Source organism: Streptomyces sp. NPDC002513 (genome assembly GCF_053595355.1).
In genome coordinates this window covers 35,509-50,943 of sequence record NZ_JBSFXK010000039.1, presented here as the reverse complement: position 1 = coordinate 50,943, position 15,435 = coordinate 35,509, and the positions used below count along the sequence as shown (strand labels likewise).

Here is a 15,435-nt window from a genome sequence, read left to right as displayed (position 1 = left end):
AGGGCGCCGGGGACCCGGGATCACAGTTGCCCGGCCACCTTCCGCGGGACGATCCGCACCACGACCCGCTCCGCGTCCCGCACCGACTCCGGGTTGAACTCCGCGTACCTCTTGCCGGTGTACTTCAGCGACAGCTCGTCGATGAGGTCCCGGGCGCCCTCAGCCGTCAGCTCCGCGGTCCCCCTGATCTCCGCGTACTCGTACGGCGAGTCGGGGTCCTGGACCACGACGCTCACCCGGGCGTCGCGGTCCAGGTTCTTCTTCTTGCGCCGGTCCACGGTGGTGGAGACGAGGAGGTGATCACCCTCGCGCTTGACCCACACCGGGGACAGCTGCGGGCCCCCGTCGGGCTGGATCGTGCCGACGACGACGAAGACGGGGCGGTCGAGCAGGGCCTTGAGCCGGTCGGACAGAGCGGCGGCTGCCATGGGGTACCTCCGGGACCTCGGTCACTGGTGACTCCTCGGGTACCCTCGCACGCCCTCAGTCCACCCGCACCACGAGCGCCGTCGCGACCGCCATCAGTCCTTCGCCGCGCCCCGGGAAGCCGAGGCCGTCCGTCGTCGCGCCCGAGACCGACACGGGAGCGCCCGCCGCCTCCGAGAGGGTCTTCTGCGCCTCCTCGCGGCGCTTGCCGATCTTCGGGCGGGGTCCGACGACCTGCACCGCGATGTTCCCGATCCGGAAGCCGGCCGAGCGGACGATCCGCGCCGCCTCGGTCAGCAGCGCGACGCCGGAGGCGCCCGACCACTCGGGGCGGCCCGTGCCGAAGTGCTGCCCCAGGTCGCCGAGACCGGCCGCCGAGAACAGCGCGTTGCACGCGGCGTGCGCGACCACGTCCGCGTCCGAGTGGCCCGCGAGCCCTGGTCCCTCGCCCTCCCACTTCAGGCCCGCGCACCACAGCTCCCGCCCCTCCTCGAAGGCGTGGATGTCGGTGCCGATGCCCACCTGCGGCAGCGGCGGTGGCTCAGAAGCCATCGGTCAGCCTCCTGCGGGCGAGGACCGCCTCCGCCAGCACCAGGTCCAGGGGCCGCGTCACCTTGAAGGCCTCCTCGTGGCCGGGCACCACCACGACCCCCAGCCCGAGCTGCTCGACCATGCTCGCGTCGTCCGTGACGTCGTCCGTCACCGTCTCGTGCGCCCGGACCAGCGTGGCGCGGTCGAAGCCCTGCGGTGTCTGCACCGCGCGCAGCCGGTCCCGCTCCGGGGTGGCGACCACCGGTTCCGGCTCCCCGGGTGCGGCGGCGGGCTCGACCTCCTTGACGGTGTCGGCGAGCGGCAGCGCCGGCACCACGGCGGGCGCGCCGTCCCGTACCGCTTGGATCACCGCGTCCACCGTGTCCTCCGGGACGAGCGGGCGGGCCGCGTCGTGGACGAGGACGATCTCGTACTCCGGCGGCAGCGCGTCAAGACCCAGCTTCACGGACTCCTGACGCGTGTCCCCGCCGGGCACGACCCGGAAGTCCGTGCGCTCGGGCAGCGCGTACGCGTCGAGGAGCGACTTGACCTCGGCGGCGCCGTCCGGCGGGGACACGACGACCACCAGGGAGACGGCGCGGGACGCGGCCATCGCGCGCACCGCGTGGATGAGCATGGGGGTGCCGTTCAGCATGCGAAGCGCCTTGGGGGCGCCCGGACCGAGGCGAACTCCCCGGCCGGCGGCCGGAATCACCGCGGCGATGCGGGTCCCCGCGTGGGGAAGGGCTCCGGTGGGTGAAGGGCGCGATTCGTCAGACATCGGTTCCTGTCAGGTTTGTGTGCTCGGCGGGGATGGGTATGGCCCTGGGGGTGCCCCCTGCTCGAACACGGCAGAGAGCCTGGGGGGAGTGCCGGGCACGAGCCTTGACCGGACCCTTCCGTGACATCTGGTCGAGCCAGCTGCCCGGGCCCGGCACGCCAAGTATCGGGGTTTCCTCCCGGCGTACGACACCCGGGCAGGACTTCACATCCCGGCGAGGCTCCCTGTGCGCATCTGCCCGCTGTGCGCATCTGCCCGCGGGGAGGACGCGTGCCTGCGAGTACGACGCGTGCCCGCGGGCAGGACGCGCGCTTGTGAGGACGACATGCCACAGCCGGGTACGAACATGCCGCAGTGCCCGGCGACAGCTCTTGCGTCATCGGGCACCACGGCATGTGCATGGGTGCTGTGCACCGGTCCGTCCGCCACGCGCCTCCCACGGGCCGGGCGAGGCCCTCGGGGGGAGCCGGACGGAACGGAAGGGCGTCAGGACGCGAGGACCTCGTCGAGCAGCGCCTCGGCCTTGTCCTCGTTCGTGTTCTCCGCGAGGGCCAGCTCGCTCACCAGGATCTGCCGAGCCTTGGCGAGCATCCGCTTCTCACCCGCGGACAGTCCGCGCTCGCGCTCGCGACGCCACAGGTCACGCACGACTTCCGCGACCTTGATGACATCGCCGGAGGCGAGCTTCTCCAGATTTGCCTTGTAGCGACGCGACCAGTTCGTGGGCTCCTCGGCGTACGGCGCGCGCAGCACCTCGAAGACCCGGTCCAGCCCGTCCTGACCGACCACATCACGTACGCCGACGAACTCCGCATTGTCCGCTGGCACACGCACCGTCAGGTCACCCTGGGCGACCTTCAGCACCAAGTAGGTCTTGTCCACGCCTTTGATCTGGCGAGTTTCGATGGCCTCGATCAGCGCGGCCCCGTGATGGGGATAGACCACGGTGTCGCCAACCTTGAACGTCATGTGACAGGTACCCCTTCCGTGGCTATCCAGGGTAACACGGAAACCGCGTCTTCTGAATGGCGTTTTCGCAGGTCAGGGCATATCTCGGGGCTTGACAACCGCGACAGGAACGTGCTGCGAGGGGTGAGCGGAAGAGGGTATTCGCAGGTGGGAGCGGCTCTGCGGGCGCAGGGAAACCCGTACGCTACACGCTGCGGGGGCCTCCAGCCAACGCCTGAACGTCCCCTTTTGTCCGGCCCCAAGCGCTCGACTTACACTACTCCGTTCGGTGCCCGTGGTCGCGTACGGGCCGAATCGGGAATTGATCAAGCCAGGCACCGATCCCCGCTTGTTGCCCTCGTGATCGATTTTCGGGACCGCCGCGCATTCCTTAGCGGAAATCCGCAGGCGGATCCCCGGGCGGTTATGTGAATGAATGACCAAGCCGAGGTCAACGTGGCTGTTGAGACAGGTGCGAACGGTGAGGTCACAGTGGTGGGTGGGGGCGGGCCCGGCGGACGGCCTCCGGGGACCGCGCCGCATCCCGGGGGACCCGTGCCGGACCCCCCTTCCCGAACGAACCCGGGCCCTTGGGGAGGGTCGGGTGAAGCCGCCCGGGAACGGCTCGGTACCCTAAGGCCGCTGACAGACACTTAGGGTGGCTTTATCAGGGAGTCGCCCTACTCCGCCCACGTTCAAGGAGTTGCCGCCGCCGTGAGCAGCAGCCTTCGACGCGGCGCTCTCGCCGCCGCCGCCATCGCGTTCTCGATCGCCTCGCTCGCCGCCTGCGGCGCCGGCAACAGCAGCCAGACGCTGGAGGTCAAGCCGGACAACGCCGCGACCAGCGTCGGCGACATCAAGGTCCAGAACGCTCTCGTCATCACCCAGCCCGACCCGAAGGCCACCGGCCCCGCGGTGGTCTCGGCGACCGTCTTCAACACCGGCCGCACCGCCCAGACGCTGGACTCGATCAGCGTGGACGGCGTCGGCACCGCCACCCTCTCCCCCGCCAAGGGCTCGGGCGCGCTGACCGTCCCGGCCGGCGGCTCCCTCGTCATCGGCGGCAAGAACAGCGCCTCCGCCGTCCTGGACAACCTGGGCACCTCCGTCCAGAACGGCAGTGCGCAGAAGGTCACGTTCGGCTTCAGCAAGACCGGTGACGTGAGCCTGCAGGCGTTCGTGGTGCCGGCCGAGAGCTACTTCACCACGTGGGGACCGAGCAGCATCCCCACGCCGCCCGCCACCGCCGCCGCCTCGCCGACGCAGAGCACGAGCGCCAAGCCCTCGAAGCCGGCGCCGGGCTCGTCCGGCAAGCCCGGGCACGGCGCGTCCTCGAGCGCGACGGCGACCGCTTCCAGCTCCGCCGGCCACTGACACCGGGACGGGGCCGCGGCCCCGTCCGTACGGACGTACGGCCGTACGCGACATCTGCACGTCCGGCCCCGTACACGCGAACGACGCGAACGAAGGGCGGCACCCCGCCGGGGGTGCCGCCCTTCGTCGTGCGGTCGTCGGGCCGCGCGGTCAGGAGGACCGTGCGGCCGTGGGCCGGTTTACGGCTCGAACTTGTAACCGAGGCCACGGACCGTGACCAGGTAGCGCGGGGCGCCCGGGTCCGGCTCGATCTTGGCGCGCAGCCGCTTGACGTGGACGTCCAGGGTCTTGGTGTCGCCGACGTAGTCGGCACCCCAGACGCGGTCGATGAGCTGCATACGGGTCAGGACACGGCCCGCGTTGCGCAGCAGCATCTCCAGGAGGTCGAACTCCTTCAGCGGCAGGTCGACCTTCGAGCCGGCGACCGTCACCACGTGGCGGTCGACGTCCATGCGGACCGGCCCGGCCTCCAGCGCGGCCGGCGCCACCTCCTCCGGCTCACCGCGGCGGCGCAGGACGGCCCGGATACGGGCGACCAGCTCACGCGAGGAGAACGGCTTGGTGACGTAGTCGTCGGCCCCTATCTCCAGACCGACCACCTTGTCGATCTCGCTGTCCTTGGCGGTCACCATGATCACCGGGACATTGGACCGGCCGCGCAGTTGCCGGCAGACCTCGGTGCCGGGCAGGCCGGGCAGCATCAGGTCGAGCAGGACGAGATCGGCGCCATTGCGCTCGAACTCGTCGAGGCCGTCGGGCCCGGTGGTCGCGATGGCGACCTCGAAGCCCTCCTTGCGGAGCATGTAGGACAGGGCGTCGCTGAAGGACTCCTCGTCCTCGACGACGAGCACACGGGTCACGGAAGGACCTCCGGAGCGGGAAGCGGTTCGTACGGGGATGAGACGGTGGTCGTCCCGTCGGGCCGGCCGTCCTCGTCTTCGAGGTCGGCCGGATGATCGGTCGCGCGGTCGCGGGCCGCACCCGCCTCCGGCAGCCGCAGGGTGAACGTGGAGCCCTGTCCCTCCGAGCTCCACACCGTGACCTCCCCGCCGTGCGAGGCGGCCACATGCTTGACGATCGCGAGACCCAGGCCCGTACCGCCCGTGGCACGGGAGCGGGCCGGATCAACGCGGTAGAAGCGCTCGAAGATGCGCTCCTTGTCCTTGTCGGAGATGCCGATGCCCTGGTCGGTCACGGCCAGCTCGATCATGTCCCCGCCGGTCGCCGAGAGCCTGCGGGCGGCGATGCCGACGCGGGTACGGGCGGGCGAGTAGTTGACGGCGTTCTCGACGAGGTTGCCGAGGGCCGCGGCCAGCTGACCGCGGTTGCCCCACACATGCAGGTCCGCGGTGCCTCCGGCGGCCATCGTGATCTGCTTGGTGCCGGCCTGGTGGCGGCAGCGGTCGACGGCCTCGGCGACGAGTTCGTCGACGCGCACGGGTTCGGCGTCCTCGAGAGGATCGTCGTTCTGCACCCGTGACAGGTCGATGAGTTCCTGCACCAGATTGGTCAGCCGGGTGGCCTCGATCTGCATACGGCCCGCGAAGCGGTCCACGGCCTCGGGGTCGTCGGAGGCGTCCATCACGGCCTCGGAGAGCAGCGACAGGGCGCCCACCGGTGTCTTCAGCTCATGGCTGACGTTCGCCACGAAGTCGCGGCGCACCGCCTCTATCCGCCGGGCCTCGGTGAGGTCCTCGACGAGCAGCAGCACCAGCCGGGAGCCGAGCGGGGCCACGCGCGCGGAGACGGCGAGGGCCTCTCCGCGCCCGGTGCCGCGGCGCGGCAGGTCCAGCTCGACCTGGCGTATCTCTCCGTCGCGCCGGGTGTCGCGTGCCATCTGGAGCATCGGGTCGACCGCGAGTTTGCCGCCGCGCACGAGGCCGAGGGCATAGGCGGCGGAGCTGGCCTTGACGACGGCGTCGGATTCGTCGAGCACGACGGCCGAGGACCGCAGCACGGACAGCACCGTGTCCACGCCCGGCGGAAGCACGGCGTCGGTGTGCAGGGAACTGCGGGTGGGGCGCTTCTGGTCGCGCTCGCTCCAGCGGAACGCCAGCATGGCGATGACGCCGGTGAGCACTCCGGCGATCGCTGCCGCTGCGGCGACCGCCGCGTTCACGTCCATGCACCCAGGTTAGGCACGTCCTGAGGCTTACCCACAGCCATGCGCGTGCGACCTCGAACACTCGTCGCTCAGAGTTCACCTTGGAGCCAGTACTGATTCATTTGGGATGCCGGAAACAGTCGCGTACGGACCGGAACGTGGAAGTGTGGGGACCGGAAGGGCGCCGTGTTCGCCGTGTTCGCCATGGTGACGACGACGGGCCCCGGCCCCCGGCCCCCCGAAGCAGACGTAAGAGAGGGACATCCTGATGCGGGACGCGTACCACGAGGAACTTGACTCGATCGGCGAGGGCCTGGTCGAGATGGCCCGGCTCGTCGGGTCGGCGATCGGACGCGCCACGACGGCGATCCTCGACTCCGACCTCAAGCTGGCGGAAGCAGTGATAGAGGGCGACAAGAAGATCGACGATCTTCAGCATGACCTGGAGGCGCGCGCGATCGCCCTCCTCGCCCGCCAGCAGCCGGTGGCCACGGACCTGCGCATCGTCGTCACGTCGCTGCGGATGAGCGCCGACCTCGAGCGCTCGGGCGACCTCGCCCAGCACGTCGCGAAGCTGACCCGGCTGCGCTTCCCGGAGCGCGCCGTCCCGCACGACCTCCACGCGACGATCCTGGAGATGGGCCAGCTCGCGCAGCGCCTGATGGCGAAGGCCACGGAGGTCATCATCACGAAGGACGTCGACCTGGCGATGCAGGTGGAGCAGGACGACGACGAGATGGACCTCCTGCACCGCACGCTGTTCCAGCACCTGATCGACGACCGCTGGAAGCACGGCATAGAGACGGCCGTGGACGTCACCCTGCTGGGCCGCTACTACGAGCGCTACGCCGACCACGCGGTGGCGGTGGCGAAGCGGGTGGTGTACCTGGTGACGGGTGAGCACGCCGACGACTTCCAGTCCGACACCCAGCCGGACATCCAGCCGGTGACGGGCGGCGAAGGCGCCTGACCGACGCCTGCGGACCTGCCGGGGCGGAAGGGGCCGCGCCGGGGTCGAAGGAGCCCGGCCGGGAGTCGGCGAGCCTCCGTGCGCCGTTGATGCGCCTGCCGTAGCGGGCATGGAATGGGCACAGGCACAGTCTCGTCAGACCCGAGGAGGGACCCATGGCCGAGGCCCCCAGCACGCCCGACCCCACGCAGGTGCGCGAGACCGAGCAGCCCACCGAGATCAAGAGCCTCCCCCTGGTCGGCGCATGCGGCTGCGGCTCCGGCTGCGGATGCGGATGCCAGTCGGGCGCGCCCTGTCAGTGCGGCTGACGACGTACGGCACGCACGACCTCGCCCGACAACCGGCAACCGACAACCGACAACCGACAACCGCATACGGAGCACGAGGAGGAGGGGCCCGGCGGACGCGGGGCTCCTCCTCCATGTCTCCCTGGCCGCCCGGGTCGTACGGGCGCAACATGGAGGAGGAAGCAGGCGTGCGCACCCGGAAGGAGGTGCGGACCATGACGCAGTTCATGGACGTCCACCACGGCATGCGGGGCATCACGGACGAGCAGCTGAAGCAGGCTCACCGGGCCGACCTCGCCGTGGAGAAGGAGGAGGGCGTGCACTTCGAGCGGGCCTGGGCGGACCCGGAGTCGGGCACGGTGTACTGCCTCTCCGAGGCACCCTCGGCCGAAGCGGTCCGCCGCGTCCACGAACGCGCCGGCCACGCGCCCGACGAGATCCACCCGGTGCCGCTGTCCATCTGGTGACCGGCCGGGGGTCAGCAGGTGTATATCCCGCCCATGCCGCCGCCCGTGAGGTCCGGCCGCCGGTGAGGTCCGGGGCCACCGTGTCATGCGCCGCCCGCCGCATGGCCGACCATGGCGGCCGGGTCGACGATGCGGTCGAACTCCTCGGCGCTGACGTAGCCGGTGGCCAGGGCGGCCTCGCGCAGGGTGGTGCCCTCGTCGTCGGCCTTGTGGGCGATGGCCGAGGCCTTGTCGTAGCCGATCGCCGGTGACAGCGCGGTGACCAGCATCAGGGACCGGTGGACGAATTCGTCGATCCGGGAGCGGTCGAGCTGGGCGCCCTCGATGCAGTACCGGCGCAGCTTGGTGCAGGCGTCCGCGAGGATGGTGGCCGCGTGCAGGAAGTTGCTGATGATGACCGGGCGCATGGCGTTCAGCTCGAAGTTGCCCTGGGAGCCGGCGAAGGCGACGGCCGTGTCCTCGGACAGCACCTGGATGCAGACCATGACCATCGCCTCGCACTGGGTCGGGTTGACCTTGCCCGGCATGATCGAGGAACCCGGCTCGTTCGCGGGGAGGACCAGTTCGCCGAGGCCGCAGCGCGGCCCCGAGGCCAGCCACCGCAGGTCGTTGGCGATCTTCATCAGCGACACGGCCACGGCGCGCAGCCCGGCGGACGCGCCGACCATGGCGTCCAGGCCGCCCTGGGCGGCGAACTTGTTCTCGGCGGTGATGAACGGGTAGCCGGTCTCGGTGGCGATCTCGGCGGCGACCTGCTCGCCGAACCCGGGTGGGGCGTTGAGCCCCGTGCCGACGGCGGTGCCGCCCGCGGCCAGCTCGAACAGGCCCTCCGCGGACACGGCGACCCGGTCGACGGCCTGCGTCAGCTGGCGGGCGTAGCCGGACCATTCCTCCCCGACGGTGAGCGGGACCGCGTCCTCCAGATGCGTGCGGCCGATCTTCACCACGTCGCGCCACTGCTCCGCCTTGGCCTCGATCGCCTGCTGGAGCGCCTGCACGCTGGGCAGCAGTCGCTCGTGCACCGCCTTGACCGCGGCGATGTGCATCGCGGTGGGGAAGGTGTCGTTGGAGGACTGGCCCATGTTGACGTGGTCGTTGGGGTGGATCGGGGACTTGCTGCCCAGCTCGCCCCCGACGAGCTGGATCGCCCGGTTGCTGATCACCTCGTTGGTGTTCATGTTGGACTGCGTCCCGGACCCGGTCTGCCACACATAGAGCGGGAAGTTCTCGTCCAGCTTGCCGGCGATGACCTCGTCGGCCACCTTCTGGATCAGCTCGGACTTCCAGCCGGGCAGCCGCCCGGCCCGGCCGTTGACCAGCGCGGCGGCCTTCTTGACGTACCCGTAGGCGTGGTAGACCGCCTTCGGCATCCGGTCGTCCCCGATGGAGAAGTGGATCAGGGACCGTTGCGTCTGCGCTCCCCAGTACCGGTCCGCCGGGACCTCGATGGCGCCCATGGAGTCGGTCTCCCGCCGGGTGCCGCTCGCGTGCAGGCCGATGGGCACGTCGAGGATCTTCGGTGCGGGCTCGTGCGGGGCCGGGGCGGACCGGTCCGTGCCGGAGCGCCCGCTCATGACGCCGCTCCGTCGGTGTAGCCGGGCTCCCACATGGCCTCCCGGACGGCCTGCCCGGGATCGGCCGGCTTGTGGGCCGCGACACCCTCGTCGACCGCCGCGCCGACCACGGCGGCGGCGGTCAGGGCCGAGGACTCCCGCAGGTTCTCCACGGGCGGCAGCAGGGAGGCGCCCGGTGCGGACACGTCGACCTGCTCCGCCACCGCCCGCGCGGCCGCAAGAAGCATGCCCGCCGTCACTCTCGACGCGCGGGAGACGATCGTGCCGAGCCCCAGCCCGGGGTACAGCAGCGCGTTGTTGGCCTGGCCGATGGTGTAGGTGACCCCGTCGAACTCGACGGGCGGGACGGGGATGCCGACCGCGACCAGGGCCTTGCCCCGGGACCAGGCGATGACGTCGGCGGGCATGGCCTCGATCCGCGAGGTCGGGTTGGAGATGGGGAGGATGATCGGCCGCTCGGTGCCCTCGGCCATGGCCTCGACGACCTCACGGGTGAACGCCCCGTGCACCGTGGAGGTGCCCAGCAGGATGGTCGGCTTCACCTGGCGCACGGTCGTCGGCAGCGAGATCGCGCCGCCGTCGGCCGCCCAGCCGGCGACCTCGGCCCGGTCGCGCGCGTAGGGCTGCTGGTAGTCCCGCAGGTCGGTCATGTCACGGATGAGCAGGCCCTGCTTGTCGATCAGCCAGACCTGCGCGGTGGCCTGCTCGCGGCTCGCACCGTCGCGGATCATGGCGTCCCGCAACTGGTCGGCGATACCCACGCCGGCGGTGCCGGCGCCGAAGACCACGAGCCTCTGGTCCCGCATCGGCACACCGCTCACCTTGATCGCCGACAGCACCGCGGCCAGGGTGATCGCACCCGTGCCCTGGACGTCGTCGTTGAAGATGCGGTACGTGTTCCCGTACGTCTGAAGGATCCGCCGGGCGTTACCGGGGCCGAAGTCCTCGAAGTGCAGCAGGGCGTCCGGGAACATCGACGACGCGGTCCGCAGGTACTTCTCGATGAACGCGTCGTAGTCGGCGCCGCGCACCCGACGGTGCCGATTGCCCACGTACAGCGGGTCGTTCAGCAAAGACTCACGGTCCGTTCCCACGTCCAGCGACACGGGGATCACCCGGCGCGGGTCGATTCCGGCGGCCGCGGTGTACACCGCGAGCTTGCCCACCGCGATCTGGACTCCCCCCACACCCCAGTCGCCGATGCCGAGGATCTCCTCCGCGTCGGTGCACACGATCAGGTCCACGTCCTCGGGCCCGAGCTGGAACGTGGCGAAGGCCTGCTCCATCTCATCGGGCCGGTCGATGGACAGAAAGGCGCCGCGCGGGCGGCGGTATTCATGGGAGTACTTCTCGATCGCCTCACCGACCGTGGGGTCGTAGACGATCGGCAGCAGCTCCACCAGATGCTCGGTCAGCACCTTGAAGTACAGGGTCTCGTTACGGTCGTGCAGTTGCTCCAGGTCGACGTTCTTGGCCAAGTCGCTGCCCTGGGACTGCATTTGCCGGTACGCGCGCTGCGCCTGCTGCTCCAGTGTCAGCGCCCCGGACGGCAGGCGCCCGGTCAGCCCCTGGGCGTCCCGCTCCGCCTCGGTGAACGCCACGCCGTGATTGCGGAACGGATCCGCCAGAACGCCCGGGGTGACCGGATTGTGCACGGTCTTCCTGCTCATGATGGCCTCCTGTCGCGTATTCGGCTGTCGCGCATCGCGCCCCGCCACCCGAACCCGGACCGGAAAGCCACCCACCACTGCTTCCACTGTGCGCCCACAGCCACGCCGCCGCTCGCCGATCACGCCCCGCTACGGCTCCCGGGGCCGGCCACCCATACCGCTGTGACCGACGACGACCGTCCGGTCCGGATCGAGACCCTGGCGCCAGCTCGGGGTTGCCGACCGGCTGCATCGGCGCACCTCTCAGCACGGGCGGCGTGCTCCCTCACCTCCTGGCGGAGGTAGGTGATGGTCCCACCTGCGCCGTCCCACCTGCGCTTCCCCGGGCTCGCTGTGCACTGCGGCACCGGAACCCCCGCTTCACTGTGCAACTTGGCACTCCACACGATGCGTTGCCGGTCCTAGATTGGCGTTCGAACGCAAACCGCGCCCTGTTCACCGGTGCCACCTGCGAAGTCGTGCCCTGGCACGCAGCGTCTGGGGGCCAGGTGTGCGGGGCCGTGTGGGAAAGGGGACTCCACCGAGCCGACTCGGGCAACCTGGTCGCGCCGCTTTGCACAACCAGCTGAGCGCGACGGCATCCCGCCGGGCATGTAAGCGCTCCCAGCCATCCCGGCTCCGCACGCCCGCCGGGTGTGACACGTCGGCTGATCGCTCAGCGCGGATCGGAAGCCGTGACCGGTGGGCGCAGCGACGAGTGAGTCAGGCGCATGCGGGCTCGATGGCGCTCGAGCGAGGCGCGGGCAAGCGGGCACACGTACGGTCAATCAGTCATCACAGGAAGAGTCAGAAACCATGCGTTCGATGAAATCCCTTGTCGCGACCGCCGCGGCTTTCGCCGCCGCGCTGGGCGGCAGCCTGTTCATGGCGCCCAGCGCCAGCGCCCAGGCACCCAATGTATGTCGGTCGGACAATACGAATGGCTCCTTCGCGCAGATCGTACCCGGCATAAAGATCGACTCCTGCTTCCGCGCCTGGTCCGACAGAAGCGTCAGCAGCGTCTTCGGATTCGAAAACTACACCGGCCAGACCGTCACGTACTGCGCACATGCCATCGACGCCCTCAACCCCAACGGCCCCTGGGCCTGGGACTTCGGGTGCTCCACCCCGACCGCGGCCCAGAACGGCACCGCCTACCCGGGCACCTACTACGCGCCGCCTAATGGCGGCCAAACCTTTACCCCGCCGACGAACGACCCCTATGTGATCTCCGCGGGAGCCTGGGTGAACGGCAGCTACGTCGGCGATGTGGAGAGCCCGCGGTTCTACTGAACCGCCTGTTTCAGACCGGCCGCCGCGAAAGCTGTGCATGTCGCGGCAAAGTGAGATAGCGCCGCCGCGACCGCCGGATCACACCGCCCGCCACCGATGGGCAGTGTGATCCGGCCCAGATGACCATCCTCAAGTCGGTTGGCCTGTGGGAGGTTCGGAAGGCGGGCGATCCGGCTCTGTACTTAGATCGCGCAGATAGGCAGGATGGAGACCTGGGCAGCGAGGGGGGCACAGGTCTCCGTGATCACAGAGCGTCGCAACTCCGTCGGTGCCGGTCTCGATAATGTTGCCGCAGCACCCGGGCCTCTCGGGGCGGCAGGGCGACGGTCAGGTGCCGGAGCCGGTTCCGATAGGGCAGGAAGTCCAGCGGCGACGGCCCGTCGGCCGCGTACACGACGCAGTCGGACAGGGTCGCAACCGGGTACTCGCCGGCGAACGCCGCGTGCTTGACGATCTTGCGGTGCAGGTTGATCCGGGTGCGGGAGATAACCGCTGCGCGGATGTCCGGCCGCCACGTCGGGCGGGACGACGCCCGCCACGGCTGGCCGGGCCTCCAGCCCTCGCCGCGCGGGCGCTCGCGCAGCTTGCCCAGGCCGCCCTTGACCAGGCCCCTACCAGGGACGAAAGCCCAGGTAGGGGCCTTTATCAATTCGGCTTACTTCTTCTTGCCCTGGTTCTTGACCGCCTCGATCGCCGCCGCGGCCGCCTCCGGGTCGAGGTATGTGCCGCCGGGGGTGACCGGCTTGAAGTCGGCGTCCAGTTCGTACGCGAGCGGGATGCCCGTCGGGATGTTCAGGCCCGCGATGTCGGCGTCCGAGATGCCGTCGAGGTGCTTGACCAGGGACCGCAGGCTGTTGCCGTGGGCCGCGACCAGGACCGTGCGGCCGGCCAGCAGGTCCGGGACGATGCCGTCGTACCAGTACGGCAGCATGCGGAGGACGACGTCCTTCAGGCACTCCGTGTTCGGGCGCAGCTCCGGCGGGATCGACGCGTAGCGCGGGTCGTTCGCCTGGGAGAACTCGGAGTCGTCGGCCAGCGGCGGGGGCGGGGTGTCGTACGAGCGGCGCCAGAGCATGAACTGCTCCTCGCCGAACTCGGCCAGCGTCGCCGCCTTGTCCTTGCCCTGGAGGGCGCCGTAGTGGCGCTCGTTCAGGCGCCAGGAGCGGTGGACCGGGATCCAGTGGCGGTCGGCCGCCTCCAGGGCGAGCTGCGCGGTGCGGATCGCGCGCTTCTGGAGGGAGGTGTGGACCACGTCGGGCAGCAGGCCGGCGTCCTTCAGCAGCTCACCGCCGCGGACCGCCTCCTTCTCGCCCTTCTCGTTCAGGTTGACGTCCACCCAGCCGGTGAACAGGTTCTTCGCGTTCCACTCGCTCTCGCCGTGGCGGAGGAGGATCAGCTTGTACGGTGCGTCGGCCATGCCTCAGAGCGTAATCCACGCGTTCGCCGCCCTGCCTGCCCGCCCGGAGGGCGGACGGGTGCCCCCTCGCCCGTACGACAGTTGACGGCATCTGTTAATCGAGTGGCCGCCCCGAGCACCACCCCAGTAAGTTGTGCTCACCGCTGGAGCCGCTTACACACGTGGGGGATCACGCATGTCACTCGCCGCCCTCAGGCGCGCCGCCCGGGAGACCGTCTCCGGGCTTCCCCGGGAGTTCTGGTGGCTGTGGACCAGCACGCTCGTCAACCGGCTCGGCGGCTTCGTCGCCACCTTCATGGCGCTCTACCTCACCCTGGACCGCGGGTACTCCGCCTCGTACGCCGGGCTCGTGGCCTCGCTGCTCGGGCTCGGCGGAGTCGTCTCCTCCCTCGGGGCGGGGGTGATGGCCGACCGGCTCGGACGGCGGCCGACCCTCCTCATCGCCCAGTCGTCCACGGCCCTCTCCGTGGCCCTGCTCGGTTTCATGCGCGACCCGGTCGCCATCGCCGCCGTCGCGTTCGTCGTCGGCATGGCCTCCACCGCCTCCCGCCCGGCCGTGCAGGCGATGATGGCCGACATCGTCCGGCCGGAGGACCGGCTCCGCGCCTTCTCCCTCAACTACTGGGCGATCAACCTCGGCTTCGCCGTCTCCTCCATGGCCGCGGGGCTCATCGCCGAGTTCAGCTATCTGGCCGGGTTCCTGATCGAGGCGGGGATGACGATGATCTGCGCGGTCGTCATCTTCGTGAAGCTGCCCGAGTCGCGGCCGGCGCCGCTCCCCGAGGAGGCCGACGACGACGTGCGTCTCGGGACCGTGCTGCGTGACGGCCGTTTCATGGGCGTGGTCGGGCTGTCCTTCCTCGTCGCCCTGGTCTTCCAGCAGGGGTCCGTGGGCCTGCCGGTGGCGATGGGCCGGGGCGGGTTCACGCCCGCGGACTACGGCTTGGCGATCGCCGTCAACGGCGTGCTGATCGTGGCACTCCAGATCCCGGTCACCCGGTTCATCGAGCACCGCGACCCGCGCCGGCTGCTGGTGGCCTCGTCCCTGCTCGCGGGCTACGGCTTCGGGCTGACCGCCTTCGCGGGGTCGATCGGCGCCTTCGCGCTGACGGTGTGCGTGTGGACACTCGCGGAGATCGTCAACGCGCCCACCCAGACGGGCCTCGTCGTCCGCCTCTCCCCGGCGCACGGACGCGGCCGCTACCAGGGCATGTACAGCCTGTCGTGGTCCGTGGCCGGCCTGGTCGCCCCGTTGATGTCCGGTCTCGTCATCGACCGGTTCGGCGCCGAGTGGCTGTGGGCCCTGTGCGCGGCGGTCGGCACGGGCGCCGCGGCCGGGTACGGGGCGCTGATGCGCGGCCTTCCGGCACAGGAGGCCGCGGCGGGCGCGAAGGCGACGGCCAAGACGGCGGGCACGGAGGTCGGCGCGGCCTGAGCGGCGCTCCGCACCTGAAACGCCCCGCCGGAGGCCGACCCGGCCCGAGCGGCACTCCGCGCCCGGAGGAAGCCGCGCGCCCCTCCGCGCCCTCCCCGCGCAAGGCCCTCGCCGCGGTGGGCCGGGCCCACGCCGACATCGGCGAGCAGCACCACCGCCGGCTCGCCCTGCTGACCGGC

Annotated in this window: 14 protein-coding genes and 1 pseudogene; 5 read left to right on the top strand and 10 right to left on the bottom strand. The window is 70.6% G+C overall.

Annotated features, from left to right (window positions below):
- Positions 1–20 precede the first annotated feature (20 nt).
- The 4 genes from ACWD5Q_RS23790 to ACWD5Q_RS23775 form a co-directional block, all read right to left on the bottom strand.
- Positions 21–428, bottom strand: a complete 408-nt coding sequence (locus tag ACWD5Q_RS23790; RefSeq protein WP_451429041.1) for a PPOX class F420-dependent oxidoreductase — start codon at positions 426–428, stop codon at positions 21–23.
- Positions 429–483: 55 nt separating this feature from the next.
- Positions 484–978 carry a 2-C-methyl-D-erythritol 2,4-cyclodiphosphate synthase gene (ispF, locus tag ACWD5Q_RS23785; RefSeq protein ID WP_451429040.1) on the bottom strand — a complete coding sequence of 165 codons (495 nt, stop codon included), beginning with the start codon at positions 976–978 and terminating at the stop codon, positions 484–486.
- Positions 968–1,738: a 2-C-methyl-D-erythritol 4-phosphate cytidylyltransferase gene (gene ispD, locus ACWD5Q_RS23780; RefSeq protein ID WP_451429039.1), complete on the bottom strand. Its 771-nt coding sequence runs from the start codon at positions 1,736–1,738 to the stop codon at positions 968–970. Before ispD ends, ispF begins: the two co-directional genes overlap by 11 nt.
- A 486-nt stretch (positions 1,739–2,224) precedes the next feature.
- A complete protein-coding gene (locus tag ACWD5Q_RS23775) occupies positions 2,225–2,707 on the bottom strand; it encodes a CarD family transcriptional regulator (RefSeq protein ID WP_003953493.1) in 483 nt (160 codons plus the stop codon).
- 693 nt (positions 2,708–3,400) lie between these two features.
- On the opposite strand from ACWD5Q_RS23775, the gene ACWD5Q_RS23770 reads away from it, so the two are divergent.
- Positions 3,401–4,060: a DUF461 domain-containing protein gene (locus tag ACWD5Q_RS23770; protein ID WP_451429038.1), complete on the top strand. Its 660-nt coding sequence runs from the start codon at positions 3,401–3,403 to the stop codon at positions 4,058–4,060.
- Between the two features lie 179 nt (positions 4,061–4,239).
- On the opposite strand, the gene ACWD5Q_RS23765 is transcribed toward ACWD5Q_RS23770, so the two are convergent.
- Positions 4,240–4,920, bottom strand: a complete 681-nt coding sequence (locus tag ACWD5Q_RS23765) for a response regulator transcription factor (RefSeq protein WP_176101913.1) — start codon at positions 4,918–4,920, stop codon at positions 4,240–4,242.
- A complete protein-coding gene (locus ACWD5Q_RS23760) occupies positions 4,917–6,185 on the bottom strand; it encodes a sensor histidine kinase (RefSeq protein WP_451429037.1) in 1,269 nt (422 codons plus the stop codon). The genes ACWD5Q_RS23765 and ACWD5Q_RS23760 overlap by 4 nt, the downstream gene beginning before the upstream one ends.
- Before the next feature lie 247 nt (positions 6,186–6,432).
- On the opposite strand from ACWD5Q_RS23760, the gene phoU reads away from it, so the two are divergent.
- The gene (gene phoU, locus ACWD5Q_RS23755; protein WP_451429036.1) at positions 6,433–7,134 is read left to right on the top strand and encodes a phosphate signaling complex protein PhoU; all 702 of its coding nucleotides are present in this window, start codon (positions 6,433–6,435) and stop codon (positions 7,132–7,134) included.
- A 502-nt stretch (positions 7,135–7,636) separates the two neighbouring features.
- Complete coding sequence (locus ACWD5Q_RS23750) at positions 7,637–7,888, top strand: SCO4226 family nickel-binding protein (RefSeq protein ID WP_451429035.1); 252 nt, start codon at positions 7,637–7,639, stop codon at positions 7,886–7,888.
- A gap of 83 nt (positions 7,889–7,971) precedes the next feature.
- Here ACWD5Q_RS23750 and fumC read toward each other — a convergent pair whose 3' ends face one another.
- Together fumC and ACWD5Q_RS23740 are read right to left on the bottom strand one after the other, a co-directional pair.
- Positions 7,972–9,462: a class II fumarate hydratase gene (gene fumC / locus ACWD5Q_RS23745; protein WP_451429034.1), complete on the bottom strand. Its 1,491-nt coding sequence runs from the start codon at positions 9,460–9,462 to the stop codon at positions 7,972–7,974.
- A complete protein-coding gene (locus ACWD5Q_RS23740) occupies positions 9,459–11,132 on the bottom strand; it encodes an NAD-dependent malic enzyme (protein ID WP_451429033.1) in 1,674 nt (557 codons plus the stop codon). The genes fumC and ACWD5Q_RS23740 overlap by 4 nt, the downstream gene beginning before the upstream one ends.
- 804 nt (positions 11,133–11,936) lie before the next feature.
- Between ACWD5Q_RS23740 and ACWD5Q_RS23735 the strand changes: the two genes are divergently transcribed.
- Positions 11,937–12,404 (top strand): hypothetical protein, encoded by a 468-nt coding sequence (locus ACWD5Q_RS23735; protein ID WP_451429032.1) that lies wholly within the window; start codon positions 11,937–11,939, stop codon positions 12,402–12,404.
- Between the two features lie 346 nt (positions 12,405–12,750).
- Here the strand turns inward: ACWD5Q_RS23735 and ACWD5Q_RS23730 are convergent.
- Positions 12,751–13,017: pseudogene (locus tag ACWD5Q_RS23730) on the bottom strand (telomere-associated protein Tap); the annotation flags it as partial.
- A 42-nt stretch (positions 13,018–13,059) separates the two neighbouring features.
- On the bottom strand, positions 13,060–13,821 hold the full coding sequence (locus tag ACWD5Q_RS23725) for a phosphoglyceromutase (protein WP_451429031.1): 762 nt from the start codon (positions 13,819–13,821) through the stop codon (positions 13,060–13,062).
- Between the two features lie 175 nt (positions 13,822–13,996).
- Here ACWD5Q_RS23725 and ACWD5Q_RS23720 point away from each other — a divergent pair, with 175 nt between their 5' ends.
- The gene (locus ACWD5Q_RS23720; protein ID WP_451429030.1) at positions 13,997–15,256 is read left to right on the top strand and encodes an MDR family MFS transporter; all 1,260 of its coding nucleotides are present in this window, start codon (positions 13,997–13,999) and stop codon (positions 15,254–15,256) included.
- Positions 15,257–15,435: the final 179 nt, after the last annotated feature.

Bases quoted from the DNA above. Each gene is read 5' to 3' on its own strand.
- ACWD5Q_RS23790 (WP_451429041.1), bottom strand. From the start codon at position 428: ATGGCAGCCGCCGCTCTGTCCGACCGGCTCAAGGCCCTGCTCGACCGC.
- ispF (WP_451429040.1), bottom strand. From the start codon at position 978: ATGGCTTCTGAGCCACCGCCGCTGCCGCAGGTGGGCATCGGCACCGAC.
- ispD (WP_451429039.1), bottom strand. From the start codon at position 1,738: ATGTCTGACGAATCGCGCCCTTCACCCACCGGAGCCCTTCCCCACGCG.
- ACWD5Q_RS23775 (WP_003953493.1), bottom strand. From the start codon at position 2,707: ATGACGTTCAAGGTTGGCGACACCGTGGTCTATCCCCATCACGGGGCC.
- ACWD5Q_RS23760 (WP_451429037.1), bottom strand. From the start codon at position 6,185: ATGGACGTGAACGCGGCGGTCGCCGCAGCGGCAGCGATCGCCGGAGTG.
- phoU (WP_451429036.1), top strand. From the start codon at position 6,433: ATGCGGGACGCGTACCACGAGGAACTTGACTCGATCGGCGAGGGCCTG.
- ACWD5Q_RS23750 (WP_451429035.1), top strand. From the start codon at position 7,637: ATGACGCAGTTCATGGACGTCCACCACGGCATGCGGGGCATCACGGAC.
- fumC (WP_451429034.1), bottom strand. From the start codon at position 9,462: ATGAGCGGGCGCTCCGGCACGGACCGGTCCGCCCCGGCCCCGCACGAG.
- ACWD5Q_RS23740 (WP_451429033.1), bottom strand. From the start codon at position 11,132: ATGAGCAGGAAGACCGTGCACAATCCGGTCACCCCGGGCGTTCTGGCG.
- ACWD5Q_RS23735 (WP_451429032.1), top strand. From the start codon at position 11,937: ATGAAATCCCTTGTCGCGACCGCCGCGGCTTTCGCCGCCGCGCTGGGC.
- ACWD5Q_RS23725 (WP_451429031.1), bottom strand. From the start codon at position 13,821: ATGGCCGACGCACCGTACAAGCTGATCCTCCTCCGCCACGGCGAGAGC.
- ACWD5Q_RS23720 (WP_451429030.1), top strand. From the start codon at position 13,997: ATGTCACTCGCCGCCCTCAGGCGCGCCGCCCGGGAGACCGTCTCCGGG.